We start from the raw sequence: 12,638 nt of genomic DNA, 5'->3' as shown, positions 1-12,638 counted from the left end.
TAGCTTATGAAAAGATGGCCTTAATTTAAAACGGTCGTTTGCTTCTGGTTATCTCCCATGATAGGCATAATACCCGTGTCAGGTCACCCCTACGATGGCAAATGCGCACTTTATCCATACTGATTAGGCAAGTGACTCCCATGGGCTACGACCAAGGCCGCACGCAGGGAGAGTTGTTGATGGTGGGTAGGCTGTGGCAAATTGATAGGGTTTTTCATTTACCAGCCTATCAAACGCTTGCATGAATTTTTTAGCGTTGCCCCGTTAGTGGCGGCGCATGTTCGGGTTAACGGCCTCTATCACGAGCCAAGCGAGGAACCTATGAAAGTACTCGTCGCGGTGAAACGCGTCATCGACTACAACGTCAAAATCCGCGTCAAAGCGGACCATTCCGATGTGGACCTTACCAACGTCAAAATGGCCATGAATCCCTTCTGCGAAATTGCCGTGGAAGAGGCGGTGCGCCTGAAAGAGAAGGGCGTGGCCACCGACGTCGTGGCCGTCACGGTCGGCCCCAAGGCCGCCCAAGAGCAGCTGCGCACCGCGCTGGCGCTAGGGGCCGACCGCGCCATCCACATTGAAACCGACGAGCGCGCCGAATCGCTGGCGGTGGCCAAGCTGCTGGCCAAAGTCGTGGACGACGAGCAGCCCGGTTTGGTGATTCTCGGCAAGCAGGCCATCGACACCGACAACAATCAAACCGGCCAGATGCTCGCCGCGCTGACCAACCTGCCGCAAGGCACGTTCGCCTCAGAAGTGGCCGTAGACGGCGACAAGGTGAACGTCACCCGCGAAATCGACGGCGGCCTGCAAACCGTTGCCCTCACGCTGCCCGCCATCGTCACCACCGACCTACGCCTCAACGAGCCGCGCTACGCCAAACTGCCGGACATCATGAAGGCCAAGAAAAAGCCGCTGGATGTCAAAACCCCCGCCGACTACGGCGTCGAGGTGGCTTCCAAGGTCACGCTGCTCAAAGTGGAATCCCCCGCCGAGCGCAAAGGCGGTATCAAAGTCGCCTCGGTGGACGAGCTGATCGACAAACTGAAAAACGAAGCCAAAGTGCTTTAAAAGGAGCTGATCTCATGAGCATTCTGGTACTTGCCGACCTGCATGAAGGTCAGTTAGCGGGCGCCACCGCCCACGTCGTCGCAGCGGCCCAAGCCATTGGGGGCGACATCGACGTGCTGGTGGCCGGTGAAGGCGTCCAGGCCGCCGCCGACGCGGCCGCCCAGCTCGACGGTGTGAGCAAAGTGCGCGTGGCGGACAACGCCGTGTACGCCCACCAGCTCGCCGAGCCCATGGGCGCGCTGCTGGTGGAGCTGGCGGGCGACTATACCCACGTACTGGCCAGCGCCTCCACCACGGGTAAGAACGTCCTGCCGCGCCTAGCGGCGCTGAGAGACGTCAGCCAGCTATCGGACGTGATTGGCGTCGACAGCGCCGATACTTTCCTGCGTCCGATCTACGCCGGAAACGCCATCGCGACGGTGAAAAGCGACGACGCGCTGAAAGTGATCACCGTGCGTACCACTGCCTTCGACGCAGTGGGAAGTGGCGGTAGCGCCACGGTAGAAGCGGTGGACGTGGTCGTCGACAACGCCCAATCGCGCTTCGTCAAGCAAGAGCTGGCGCAGAGCGACCGCCCCGAACTCGGCGGTGCCAAGGTGGTGATCTCCGGCGGCCGCGGCATGGGCAACGGCGAGAACTTCAAACTGCTCGACGGCATTGCCGACAAGCTGGGCGCGGCCATTGGCGCGTCCCGTGCGGCGGTGGATGCTGGCTTCGTGCCCAACGACATGCAGGTGGGCCAAACCGGTAAGATCGTCGCGCCTGAGCTTTATATTGCGGTGGGTATATCCGGTGCGATTCAGCACCTGGCGGGCATGAAAGACTCCAAGGTGATCGTCGCGATCAACAAAGACGACGAAGCGCCGATCTTCCAGGTGGCCGATTACGGCCTGGTAGGGGATCTGTTCGAGATTCTGCCGGAGCTGGAAAGCAAGTTATAAGCCATTGAACTGCTTGCCTAGCAAAAGCCGACTTCGTCAGAAGTCGGCTTTTTTATTGCGGGCGGGTTCGATAAACTGACAATAGTTGACTAAGGTACTGGGACAAAGATTTGCCGCCCATGGTAAAAAATTGCCGTGGCGGTGGTTGAAAAGGGTGAAGTAAGACCACACCTACTGTAGTGAACGCAACAGAAGCCACTCAAGGAGAAGATAGCATGGCACATACCCTTCCTGAACTGCCGTACGCCTACGATGCACTCGAGCCGAACATCGATGCGATGACGATGGAAATTCACCACTCTCGCCACCACAATACCTATGTCACCAACCTGAATGGTGCGTTGGAAGGTACTGGCCTTGAAGATGTGCCAGTGGAAGAGCTGATCTCCAATCTGGACCGCGTACCCGAAGAAAAACGTCAAGCCGTTATCAATAACGGTGGTGGGCACGCGAATCACTCCATGTTTTGGCAAATGATGTCGCCCAACGGTGGCGGCCAGCCGCATGGTGACGTTGCCAAAGCCATAGACGCCGAGCTGGGCGGCCTGGATGCATTTAAAGACGCTTTCAAAAAAGCCGCGTTGGGCCGTTTCGGCAGCGGCTGGGCATGGTTGTCCGTCACGCCTGAGAAAAAACTAGTCGTCGAAAATACCCTCAACCAAGATAGCCCGTTGATGCACGGCAACACGCCCGTACTCGGTCTGGACGTTTGGGAGCACGCTTACTACCTGAAGTTCCAGAACAAGCGCCCCGACTACGTCGATGCCTTCTTCAATGTGGTGAACTGGGACGATGTCGAGCGTCGTTACCAAGCCGCCACCGCCTAAGACTCACGCTTAGTGAGCGCGATGTAAGCGCTTTACATCGCCTAAAACCGTCCCCTGGTCAGGGGGCGGTTTTTTTGTGCCTGGGTATAGCGCTGGGCATGAGCTGTCAATAACCTGTGGATGAAAAAATACTATATATGCTTGAATTGATTTTCTCTTGGTCTATATATAGTATGCGTGGTGACTGTTAGAGAGGTAGGGCAAGCGCTGCGCACTACCTGAAAACTGCCGCTATGAAAAGGAAAAATAGCCATGGAAATCCAAATTTATAGCAAGCCTGCCTGCGTCCAGTGCACCGCTACGTATCGCGCGCTGGATAAGCAGGGTCTCGACTACACCGTCATCGACATTACCGCTGAATCGGGCGCACAAGAAGAAGTCGAAGCGCTTGGCTATCGTCAACTACCGGTCGTCGTGGTTGGTGAAGAGCACTGGTCGGGCTTCCGCCCGGATCGCATTCAAGCGCTGGCGTAATCGTCACCCATGCACACGGCTGACGTGGAAGCCAATCAGGCAGGTACGCTGGTCTATTTTTCCACCAAGTCAGGCAATACCCATCGTTTCATAGAAAAGCTTGGTTTGGGTGCACAGCGGCTACCGTTAAATCGTGAAGCCCCTACGCCACGCATCGAGCAGCCCTATATATTGATCACCCCCACCTATGGGGGTGGTTCGGCCAACGGGGCCGTGCCAAAGCAGGTAATTCAGTTTTTAAATGACGCGCACAATCGACACCTTATACGGGGTGTCATTGCTGCTGGTAATACTAATTTTGGTGACGCATACGGTTTGGCGGGTCGAATTATTGCCCAAAAGTGCCAGGTGCCACTGCTTTATCGTTTTGAATTATTTGGCACCGATGACGATGTCGCCAAGGTCCGCAAAGGAGTAGAAGAGTTTTGGAAACGTCAAGCTCAGTCTCTAAGAACGTAGCTGCAAAAAACTCGGCAGATCAACGCCCTGCTGCGGGAGCCACCGAGGCGCGCACGCTGGATTACCATGCGCTGAATGCGATGTTGAACCTGTACGGTGCCAACGGCGAGCTGCAGTTGGACAAGGATCGCGAAGCGGCGCGTCAGTACTTCCTTCAGCATGTCAATCAGAACACGGTGTTCTTCCACTCTTTAGAAGAGAAGTTGGATTATCTGGTGGAAGAGCAGTACTACGAAGCCGACGTGCTGGCGCAGTACAGCTTCGCGTTCGTCAAAGCGCTGTTCGAGCAAGCGTATGCGTATAAATTCCGCTTCCCGAGCTTCCTGGGTGCGTTCAAGTACTACACCAGCTACACGCTCAAAACCTTCGACGGCAAGCGCTACCTCGAGCGGTATGAAGACCGCGTCTGCATGGTGGCGCTGACCTTGGCTCGCGGCGACGAAGCGCTGGCCAAGTCGCTAGTCGACGAGATCATTAGCGGTCGTTTCCAGCCCGCGACTCCCACCTTTCTGAACTGCGGTAAGCGTCAGCGGGGCGAGCTGGTCTCTTGCTTCTTGCTGCGCATCGAAGACAACATGGAGTCCATCGGGCGCTCCATCAACTCTGCGCTGCAGCTCTCCAAGCGTGGCGGCGGCGTGGCTTTCCTGCTCAGCAACATTCGCGAATCCGGCGCGCCGATCAAGCGTATCGAGAATCAGTCATCGGGCATTATCCCGATCATGAAATTGCTCGAAGACGCCTTCTCTTACGCTAACCAGCTGGGCGCTCGTCAGGGGGCCGGGGCGGTCTATCTCAACGCTCACCACCCGGATATTTTGCGCTTTCTGGACACCAAGCGTGAAAACGCGGACGAGAAAATCCGTATCAAAACGCTATCACTGGGCGTGACTATTCCTGACATCACCTTCGAGCTGGCCAAGCGCAACGACGATATGTACCTCTTCTCGCCTTACGACGTCGAGCGCGTCTACGGCGTACCGTTTGGCGATATCAGCGTGACCGAGAAGTACCATGAAATGGTGGCTGATGCGCGCATTCGTAAACATAAGATCAATGCGCGCGCCTTCTTCCAAGCCCTGGCTGAACTGCAGTTCGAGTCTGGTTACCCGTACATCATGTTCGAAGATACGGTCAACCGCGCCAACCCGATTGCGGGTCGTATCAACATGAGTAATCTCTGCTCTGAGATTCTGCAGGTCAATACGCCCACCGAGTACGATGACGATCTCGGCTACCGTCAGGTAGGGCAGGATATCTCCTGTAACCTCGGGTCGATGAACATAGCCAAGGTGATGGATTCTGGCGATATCGGGACCAGTGTCGAGATCGCCATTCGTGGCCTCACCGCTGTGTCTGAAATGAGCAACTTGCGTAGCGTTCCCTCTATCGCTGAAGGTAATGCCAAATCTCGCGCCATCGGCCTTGGTCAGATGAACCTGCATGGTTTCCTGGCCCGCGAGCATATCTACTACGGTTCAGAAGAGGGGTTGGATTTCACCAACCTGTACTTCTATAGCGTGGCGTTCCATGCGCTTCGCGCGTCGAATCGACTGGCCATTGAGCATGGCGAGACCTTTGCTGGTTTTGAAGACTCCACCTATGCGTCGGGTACCTTCTTCGACAAGTACACCGATCAGGCGTGGCTCCCGCGTACCGAGAAAGTGCGTCATCTCTTCGAGCGCAGCGGCATTGCACTGCCTACGCAAGACGACTGGCAGTCGCTCAAAGCCTCGGTGATGGCGCACGGACTGTACAACCGTAACCTGCAAGCGGTACCGCCGACCGGTTCTATCTCTTACATCAATCACTCCACGTCGAGCATTCATCCGGTGGCGGCGAAGATTGAAATTCGCAAAGAGGGCAAATTGGGTCGCGTTTACTACCCGGCACCTTTCTTGAACGAAGAGAACTTCGACTACTTCCAGGATGCCTACGAAATCGGCCCTGAAAAAATCATCGATACTTACGCAGAAGCGTCCAAGCACGTGGACCAAGGCCTCTCGTTGACACTGTTCTTCCCGGATACGGCCACCACGCGGGATATCAACAAGGCGCAAATTTACGCTTGGCGTAAAGGCATCAAGACGCTTTATTACATCCGTCTACGTCAAAGTGCTTTAGAAGGCACCGAGGTGGAAGGCTGCGTCTCCTGCACGCTTTGAACGGGTAACGCTTTTAAGATGATGTTTGTGAGAGAACGCTGATGACCATGATGCAACGTTTGTCGCGAGTAAATGCGATCAACTGGAACCGCCTTCAGGATGATAAAGACCTTGAGGTGTGGAACCGTCTGACCAGTAACTTCTGGTTGCCGGAAAAAGTGCCCCTCTCCAACGACATTCAGTCTTGGAATACGCTGACGCAGCAGGAGAAGCAGCTGACCATTCGCGTATTTACCGGTCTGACGCTGTTGGATACCATTCAAAGCAGCGTGGGCGCGCCCGTGCTAATGGAAGACGCACGCACCCCTCATGAAGAAGCGGTATATACCAATATCGCTTTCATGGAGTCGGTGCATGCCCGCTCCTACAGTTCGATTTTCTCGACGCTGTGTGCCACGCGGGATGTGGACGATGCCTTCCGCTGGAGCGAGGAGAATCCGACGCTGCAGATGAAGTCAGAGCTGATTTTGAATCGCTATCGCTCCGACGATCCACTCATGCGTAAGGTGGCGAGTGTTTTCCTGGAATCGTTCCTGTTCTACTCAGGCTTCTACCTGCCGATGTATTGGTCCAGTCACGCCAAACTGACCAATACCGCTGACCTGATTCGTTTGATCATTCGTGATGAGGCGGTACACGGCTATTACGTGGGCTACAAATTCCAGCAGGCGTTGGCAGAAGAGACGCCCGAGCGGCAGCAGGAAGTGAAAGACTACGCCTACGAGCTACTGCTAGAGCTTTACGACAACGAAGTTCGCTACACGGAATCGCTGTACGATGACGTGGGTCTAACGGAAGACGTGAAGAAATTTCTTCACTACAACGCTAACAAAGCCTTGATGAACCTGGGTTTTGAGCCGCTATTCCCCAGTAGCGTGACGGACGTAGACCCAACGATCATGGCCGCGCTGTCGCCCAGCGCGGACGAGAACCACGACTTCTTCTCAGGGTCGGGATCCTCTTATGTCATTGGTAAAGCCGTCGCCACCGAGGACGACGACTGGGCGTTTTGATAGTGCTGCCAATGGGTGGGGGCGTCAGTTATCTGGTGGATGAATGATGCAAACAAGTAACGCGAATGTATTGAAAATAGCAGCCGCTGTAGTGAGCGATTCAACAGGTCGATTGCTATTGGTGCGTAAACGCAATACATCTTTTTTCATGCAGCCAGGCGGCAAGATCGATGCAGGAGAAACTGCCCTAGAGGCTCTTTGTCGTGAACTCAATGAGGAGTTGGGGCTGATAGTGAATAGTGACCGTCTCTCTCCACTCGGATTGTACTCAGCGCCCGCTGCCAATGAGCCAGGTGTGATGTTGGACGCATATCTCTTTAGCCTTGTGCTTGATGAGCGTGTCACGGCGGCAGCTGAAATAGCTGAAGCAAAATGGGTGACTCGGGAAGAAGCATGGCAGCTCCCTTTGGCGCCACTCACTAAAGAGCATATCGTAGCAAGTCACCATTAATTTTAATTAGTCATCAAGGCGCCGGTAGGCGCCTTTTTTGTGTGCAGAAAATACGCTGGTGACTGAATGTTAATGATAAATATTGTCATTAATTCTATTAGTGGTACGCTATGCACTGCACGCGTTAAACGCAAATCGTTCTTATACCTAATGAGTTTTAGCACGCCGATCGTGATGGCGCGCTGAGCAGTGACGGAGACATAACGTGCGGAACAGGCCTTTCTTTGCCTTGCGTGGATGCTGTCTAGCGGGCGTGCTAGCCAGCGGTGCGCTCATGGCAAGTGATGAGACGGTGGATCAAGCGGCCCAAAGTGTCGAGGCCCAGCAAGCCCAGTCTGAGCTGCAGCAGCAAATCGATAGGGCGGATGAAGCCACGCGATCCGCCATTGAAGAACTTCGCCGCCTGGAGCGGGAAACCCGCCAGATGGAAGCCGCCAACGCCACGCTCAGCAGCCGCTTGGCCAGTGAGGCCGAACGCCAGCAACGTTTGAATCAAGCGCTGGATACCTTGAGCGACACGCGCGCAGCGCTGCCCATGATCGAACAGGATATGACCGAACAGCTCACTCGATGGATCGAGTCAGATCTTCCCTTCTTGACCGATGAGCGCCTCGCCCGGGTGGCGTCTGCGGGTAGCCCTGAGGCGAGTAGTGCCGAACGCATTGCGAGCCTGATTGAAGCTTGGCGTGCAGAACTCGCTTATGGACGCGAGGTTGATAGCTGGCGTGGCCGCTTGGAGATAGAGGGCGCTTCCCCCAGGGAGGTGGAATACTTGCGGATTGGCCGTATTGGCTTTTATTACTTGACACCGGATGGCCGTGAGGGCGGTGTCTGGGATAAAGAAGAGAGAACTTGGCTCGCGTTAGACGAGCCCGCTCGTCGCCAGGTGCGTAATGGACTGCGGATTGCGGCCGACCAGCGTACCCCAGAACTTCTAAAGCTCCCGCTCTCGATCACGGCTAATGACCAAGGAGGGCAGTCATGAGTCTGTTTTCTCGCTCCAAGGCTAGGCTTTGCCTCACCCTATTGGTCGGCGTATTGACCAGCAGCGTTGGCATGGCCCAAAGCGACGATGTCGCCTCGTTAAGAGAGGCCCGCGAGGCTGCCCAGGCGCGTGACCAGGTGCGTCTTCAATCTTTCTTGGATGATCAAGACGCGCTAGAAGCCGCTTTGCAAGAGGCGCGTGATGCCCACTCGGCTGCCGAGGAGCAGCAGGCTGCGCTCGAAGCGCAACAGGATGAGCAAAACGAGCAGGCGCAGGCACTTGCTCAGCGCCAGGCGGAACAAGGCGAGGCGTTAACGGCGCTACTGGCGGAGCTAACGCGTCATAGCGAAGAGGTTCGCAACGAGCTGGGCGGCGATAGCTGGCTAACGCTTGAGGCCGATGCTTTGCCACCGCGTTTGAACGATGTCGACGTGCTCGAACGGCAAAACATTGAGGCCGTCGTTGATCGTCTAGCGGCTCTCACCATGGATACGGGCCGTGCCGAGCGCTTGGCGTTACCGGTAGCAGATGCCAGCGGTGACATAGCGTCGCGCAGCGTCGTGCGACTGGGTGATTTCGCTGCGTTTACCGAGTCTGCGCTGCTTCGACAAGGGCAAGATGAGGAAGGTGGCCTCGCCGAGGTGCCACGCACCCCCGCCGATATTCGCGATCTATTAGCGGCTTATCACAGCGGCGAGAGCCGCGAATTCGCTATCGACCCTACCCAGGGCAGCGTGCTCGAAGCGCTGGCCCAGCAGCCCACGCTATGGGAGCGCTTTCAGCAGGGCGGTTACGTCGGTTACGTGGTCGTGGTGCTAGGGGGCATCGGCCTGCTAGTCGCCTTGGCACAGTATCTGTATCTGTTGGTGGTCAGCGCCCGCGTGCGTCGCCAGCGTCAAGCGCTGCATCAGCCCAGCGCGGACAACCCTTTGGGGCGTGTTCTGCAGCGCTTTAAAGAAATGGACAAACATCAAGCGCCGGAAGCGCTCGAAGCAAGGCTGGATGAGGCGGTACTCGCCGAGCTACCTAAAATCGAACGTGGTCAACCCATCGTCAAGCTGCTGGCCGCCATTGCGCCGCTGATGGGTCTGCTGGGTACCGTGACAGGCATGATCGTGACCTTCCAGGCCATCACGGTCTTTGGCACGGGGGACCCCCAGCTCATGGCAGGGGGGATCAGTCAGGCGCTGGTCACTACCGTGTTGGGTCTCGTCACGGCAGTGCCGCTGCTGTTTGCCCAAACGGCGCTGTCTAGCCGCAGTCGCTTCATTGTTCAGGTGATCGAAGGCGAAGCAAGCGCCACGCTGGCAGACCATCTGGAAGCGCAGTCCGCTGGCCATGCGCACGCGGTGACTTAGTATGCCTACGCTACCCCTATGGCTTTCGCCCGTCGAGCGGTTGCTCGATGCAGGTGGTGCCGTCATCGTGGTGCTGGCGCTGGTGGCCGTGGCGGTGTTCGCCATGGCGATCGAGCGGTGGTGGTACTACCGCTTCAGCTGGCGGCAATCGCGACATGAGCTGGTGCGTCGCTGGACGGCCCGTAACGACCATCGCAGTTGGAGCGCGCGCACGCTACGCCATGTGTGGAGTGCTGCACTGGTGGCCAAGCTGCGTCGGCCGTTGCCTTGGATCAAGCTGCTCGTGGCGCTTTGCCCGCTGCTCGGGTTATTGGGAACGGTCACGGGCATGATTACCGTTTTCGATAGCCTTTCGATGAGTGATACCCACCAAGCCCGAGCCATGGCCGATGGGGTTGCCCGGGCTACGTTGCCCACGCTGACGGGCATGGCCATTGCGGTGGTGGGTATGTTGTTTATTAGCCGTTTAGAGCACGTTATTCGTCGCGAAGACCAGCGTCTGCATGACCGTTTAGCGCGTGCCTTGGAGGAGAGTGATGCGTAGACGCCGTTCCATAGAGGCTGCTGACGATAGCAATGAGGTAAACCTGACGCCGATGTTGGACGTGGTGTTCATCATGCTGATCTTCTTTATCGTCACGACCAGCTTTATCAAGGAGAGCGGGGTGGACATCGATCGCCCTGAGGCCTCAGCGGCCACTCCGCGTCCCGATGCGCAAGTGTTGATTGCCGTCACGCCGGAAGGAGCCGTATGGGTCGATGGCCAGCCAGTGGACGTTCACCGTGTGGGCCAGCAGGTGGCTGGAATGCTGAGCGGTGAGGGCTCCGTGGTTATTCAGGCCGACCGGGCGTCGACGACCGGCGTTCTGATCGAGGTCATGGACCGCCTTCAGCAGGCGGGCGTCGAGCAGGTTGCCGTGGCAGCGAGCCGGAGTGCGCCATGATGCGCCATGTGTTGTCGATGTTAGGTGGTATCGCTCTGGCCGTTGGACTTCTCTGGATGCTGGCGCTGCTGGTCGCTCCCCCCGAGCAGCAGGTGGATGAGCCCATCATGTCGATGTCGATGACCATGGTGGAGGCACCGGAGGTGGCGCCGGAGCAGGAGACATCGCCCCCTGTACCTACTCAAGCCGCTTCAGCGCCACCGCCCATGCCCGTGCCATCACCAGCGCCGGTCGCCACGAGCGCGATTGCGCTACCAGATGTAGAGCTACCCGACGCGCCGGTAGAGCCCGTCGAGTTGGAAAGCGAGCTGCCGGAGCTGACCGAGGTGCGCCCTGAGCCTACGCCGCAGCCCCAGCCCCAGCCAGCACCTGAGCCCGCCCCCGAACCTTCAGAAACGGCGGCCCCCTCTCCTGAGCCTGCCACCGCGCAGCGGGAAGCGGCACCAGCCGCAGAGCCCGCGCCCTCGAATGAGCCCGTGAGTGTCGGTCAAGTGGCGCCCACGAATCGCGTCAACCCGTCTTATCCTCCACGTGCTCAACGCCGAGGTTTGGAAGGGTTTGTGGAGGTGGAATTTGTCATTCAGCGTAATGGAAGGGTAGATGGAGGCTCCATTCGGGTAACCAATGCACAGCCTCGCCGGGTATTCGAAGACGCCGCTCGTGAGGCAATTGCGCGCTGGCAGTTCGAGCCCAGCCAGCAGCTGCGGCGCGCCACCCAGCGTATCGAGTTCCAGTTAAGGTAGCGGTGACATGTCTCGTATAGAAAATACGCCAAACAGGCCCGTCGTTATGGTTGACCACAAACGCGCGTTAACACAATGGATAGGTATCGTGTTGCTAAGCGCGTTGAGCGTCACCGCAACGGCCAATGAGCCGCTACCGGGCGATATGATTCAGGACCTGAACCGGCTCCAGAGTCAGTTGGCCAGCCAGACAAGCGGCTCAGCCGATCCTGACGTGCTGAACAGTATCATCGCTCATGCGCGCGCTCAGTCCGAGCGACTCGCAGGTGGTAACCGTGCAGATCAATGGGCGAGTGCGCTGTATCATCAGCTAACCGCCAGCGCACTGGTGCGTCAGGGGGACCCCCTGGCTGCTGCCGACGAGCTTGCCAGTGCCCGTCAGCGGCCAAGCGTCCCCGATAGTCAAGTGCGTCGCTGGTTACGTGACGAAGCGTCGCTGCGCCGTGCCGCAGGAGAACGGGGTCAGGCTATCACACTGTACGAGCAGTGGCTGAATGAGTCGTCGGGCAGTGATCGCTACGCGGAAACGGCTTGGCAGCTCGTACGCCTGTTGGCGGAAGAGGAGCGCTGGCAAGAGGCGATGGAGTGGCTGGCGCCGCTGCTTGAACAAGGGGAGTTGACGGCTGATCAGCAAACGCTCACCCATGTCGTGCTTCGAAACACAGGGGATAACGCACAGGCACTTAGCTGGCTGCTGAATGGGTTGAGTGCTGAGAGTGACGCCGAGGCGTGGCGTCAGGCTGCCGGTCTTGCCCAGCAGGCCGGCCAACTGGGCGTGGCCGCCGCCGTTTGGGAGGCAGCCTGGCAATTGGGTAAGTTTTCTACGCCTGAGGAACGCCGCACCCTGATCGAGCTGCATATGGCCGGGGGGACGCCTGCGCGCGCTGCCGAGCACTTAGAAGCGGCGCTAGAGGCGGATTCACTTCCCCGTGATGAAGATACGCTTCGCCTGCGCGCCACGGCTTGGCAGCAGGCCAAGGATGTCGATAAAGCGCTAGCGGCGTGGCGCGAACTGGCCGCGCTGACCCAGACAGCGGAGGATTGGCGACGTTACGGCCAGTTAGCTTATGGGTGGGGTGAAGACGCACAGGCCGAAGCGGCCCTGACCCAGGCGGCCGATCTAGGCGATGACCAAGCAGAGCAGTGGTTGGCTTATTTCGATTGATGGCTGCTTCAAGCGAATGTGATATAAACATCGGGCTGCCTGTAG

14 protein-coding genes are annotated in these 12,638 nt (G+C 57.7%); all 14 read left to right on the top strand.

The window, feature by feature from the left end; all coding sequences use genetic code 11:
* Window positions 1-321 precede the first annotated feature (321 nt).
* Window positions 322-1,071 carry an electron transfer flavoprotein subunit beta/FixA family protein gene (locus MHM85_RS01675; protein WP_219861074.1) on the top strand — a complete coding sequence of 250 codons (750 nt, stop codon included), beginning with the start codon at window positions 322-324 and terminating at the stop codon, window positions 1,069-1,071.
* 14 nt (window positions 1,072-1,085) lie between these two features.
* Window positions 1,086-2,012: an FAD-binding protein gene (locus MHM85_RS01670; protein WP_239283926.1), complete on the top strand. Its 927-nt coding sequence runs from the start codon at window positions 1,086-1,088 to the stop codon at window positions 2,010-2,012.
* A 215-nt stretch (window positions 2,013-2,227) separates the two neighbouring features.
* A complete protein-coding gene (locus tag MHM85_RS01665; RefSeq protein WP_139527264.1) occupies window positions 2,228-2,839 on the top strand; it encodes a superoxide dismutase in 612 nt (203 codons plus the stop codon).
* Between the two features lie 252 nt (window positions 2,840-3,091).
* A complete protein-coding gene (nrdH, locus tag MHM85_RS01660; RefSeq protein WP_219861072.1) occupies window positions 3,092-3,313 on the top strand; it encodes a glutaredoxin-like protein NrdH in 222 nt (73 codons plus the stop codon).
* 9 nt (window positions 3,314-3,322) lie between these two features.
* Window positions 3,323-3,772, top strand: coding sequence for a class Ib ribonucleoside-diphosphate reductase assembly flavoprotein NrdI (gene nrdI / locus MHM85_RS01655; RefSeq protein WP_139527266.1), 450 nt, complete (start codon window positions 3,323-3,325; stop codon window positions 3,770-3,772).
* A gap of 56 nt (window positions 3,773-3,828) precedes the next feature.
* A complete protein-coding gene (nrdE, locus tag MHM85_RS01650) occupies window positions 3,829-5,934 on the top strand; it encodes a class 1b ribonucleoside-diphosphate reductase subunit alpha (protein ID WP_343218324.1) in 2,106 nt (701 codons plus the stop codon).
* Between the two features lie 41 nt (window positions 5,935-5,975).
* Window positions 5,976-6,947, top strand: coding sequence for a class 1b ribonucleoside-diphosphate reductase subunit beta (gene nrdF, locus MHM85_RS01645; RefSeq protein ID WP_139527267.1), 972 nt, complete (start codon window positions 5,976-5,978; stop codon window positions 6,945-6,947).
* A gap of 43 nt (window positions 6,948-6,990) precedes the next feature.
* Window positions 6,991-7,398: an NUDIX domain-containing protein gene (locus MHM85_RS01640; RefSeq protein WP_239283898.1), complete on the top strand. Its 408-nt coding sequence runs from the start codon at window positions 6,991-6,993 to the stop codon at window positions 7,396-7,398.
* A 205-nt stretch (window positions 7,399-7,603) separates the two neighbouring features.
* Window positions 7,604-8,383, top strand: coding sequence for a DUF3450 domain-containing protein (locus MHM85_RS01635; RefSeq protein WP_219861071.1), 780 nt, complete (start codon window positions 7,604-7,606; stop codon window positions 8,381-8,383).
* The gene (locus MHM85_RS01630) at window positions 8,380-9,741 is read left to right on the top strand and encodes a MotA/TolQ/ExbB proton channel family protein (RefSeq protein ID WP_219861070.1); all 1,362 of its coding nucleotides are present in this window, start codon (window positions 8,380-8,382) and stop codon (window positions 9,739-9,741) included. The genes MHM85_RS01635 and MHM85_RS01630 overlap by 4 nt, the downstream gene beginning before the upstream one ends.
* A 1-nt stretch (window position 9,742) precedes the next feature.
* Entirely contained in the window at window positions 9,743-10,285 is a 543-nt protein-coding gene (locus MHM85_RS01625) for a MotA/TolQ/ExbB proton channel family protein (RefSeq protein WP_139527270.1), read from the top strand.
* Window positions 10,278-10,685 (top strand): biopolymer transporter ExbD, encoded by a 408-nt coding sequence (locus MHM85_RS01620; RefSeq protein ID WP_139527271.1) that lies wholly within the window; start codon window positions 10,278-10,280, stop codon window positions 10,683-10,685. The genes MHM85_RS01625 and MHM85_RS01620 overlap by 8 nt, the downstream gene beginning before the upstream one ends.
* Window positions 10,682-11,428, top strand: coding sequence for an energy transducer TonB (locus MHM85_RS01615; protein ID WP_139527272.1), 747 nt, complete (start codon window positions 10,682-10,684; stop codon window positions 11,426-11,428). Before MHM85_RS01620 ends, MHM85_RS01615 begins: the two co-directional genes overlap by 4 nt.
* A 46-nt stretch (window positions 11,429-11,474) precedes the next feature.
* Window positions 11,475-12,593: a hypothetical protein gene (locus MHM85_RS01610; RefSeq protein WP_219861069.1), complete on the top strand. Its 1,119-nt coding sequence runs from the start codon at window positions 11,475-11,477 to the stop codon at window positions 12,591-12,593.
* Window positions 12,594-12,638 lie beyond the last annotated feature (45 nt).

The sequence above is a fragment of the Halomonas sp. McD50-4 genome (assembly GCF_022348135.1).
GTDB lineage: Bacteria > Pseudomonadota > Gammaproteobacteria > Pseudomonadales > Halomonadaceae > Vreelandella > Vreelandella piezotolerans.
The sequence above is the reverse complement of the archived record's forward strand: the minus strand, read 5'-3'. Positions and strand labels throughout refer to the sequence as shown.

Bases quoted from the DNA above. Each gene is read 5' to 3' on its own strand.
- nrdF (WP_139527267.1), top strand. From the start codon at position 5,976: ATGACCATGATGCAACGTTTGTCGCGAGTAAATGCGATCAACTGGAAC.
- MHM85_RS01615 (WP_139527272.1), top strand. From the start codon at position 10,682: ATGATGCGCCATGTGTTGTCGATGTTAGGTGGTATCGCTCTGGCCGTT.
- MHM85_RS01670 (WP_239283926.1), top strand. From the start codon at position 1,086: ATGAGCATTCTGGTACTTGCCGACCTGCATGAAGGTCAGTTAGCGGGC.
- MHM85_RS01620 (WP_139527271.1), top strand. From the start codon at position 10,278: ATGCGTAGACGCCGTTCCATAGAGGCTGCTGACGATAGCAATGAGGTA.
- MHM85_RS01675 (WP_219861074.1), top strand. From the start codon at position 322: ATGAAAGTACTCGTCGCGGTGAAACGCGTCATCGACTACAACGTCAAA.
- MHM85_RS01640 (WP_239283898.1), top strand. From the start codon at position 6,991: ATGATGCAAACAAGTAACGCGAATGTATTGAAAATAGCAGCCGCTGTA.
- nrdI (WP_139527266.1), top strand. From the start codon at position 3,323: ATGCACACGGCTGACGTGGAAGCCAATCAGGCAGGTACGCTGGTCTAT.
- MHM85_RS01625 (WP_139527270.1), top strand. From the start codon at position 9,743: ATGCCTACGCTACCCCTATGGCTTTCGCCCGTCGAGCGGTTGCTCGAT.
- MHM85_RS01630 (WP_219861070.1), top strand. From the start codon at position 8,380: ATGAGTCTGTTTTCTCGCTCCAAGGCTAGGCTTTGCCTCACCCTATTG.
- nrdH (WP_219861072.1), top strand. From the start codon at position 3,092: ATGGAAATCCAAATTTATAGCAAGCCTGCCTGCGTCCAGTGCACCGCT.
- MHM85_RS01665 (WP_139527264.1), top strand. From the start codon at position 2,228: ATGGCACATACCCTTCCTGAACTGCCGTACGCCTACGATGCACTCGAG.
- MHM85_RS01610 (WP_219861069.1), top strand. From the start codon at position 11,475: ATGGTTGACCACAAACGCGCGTTAACACAATGGATAGGTATCGTGTTG.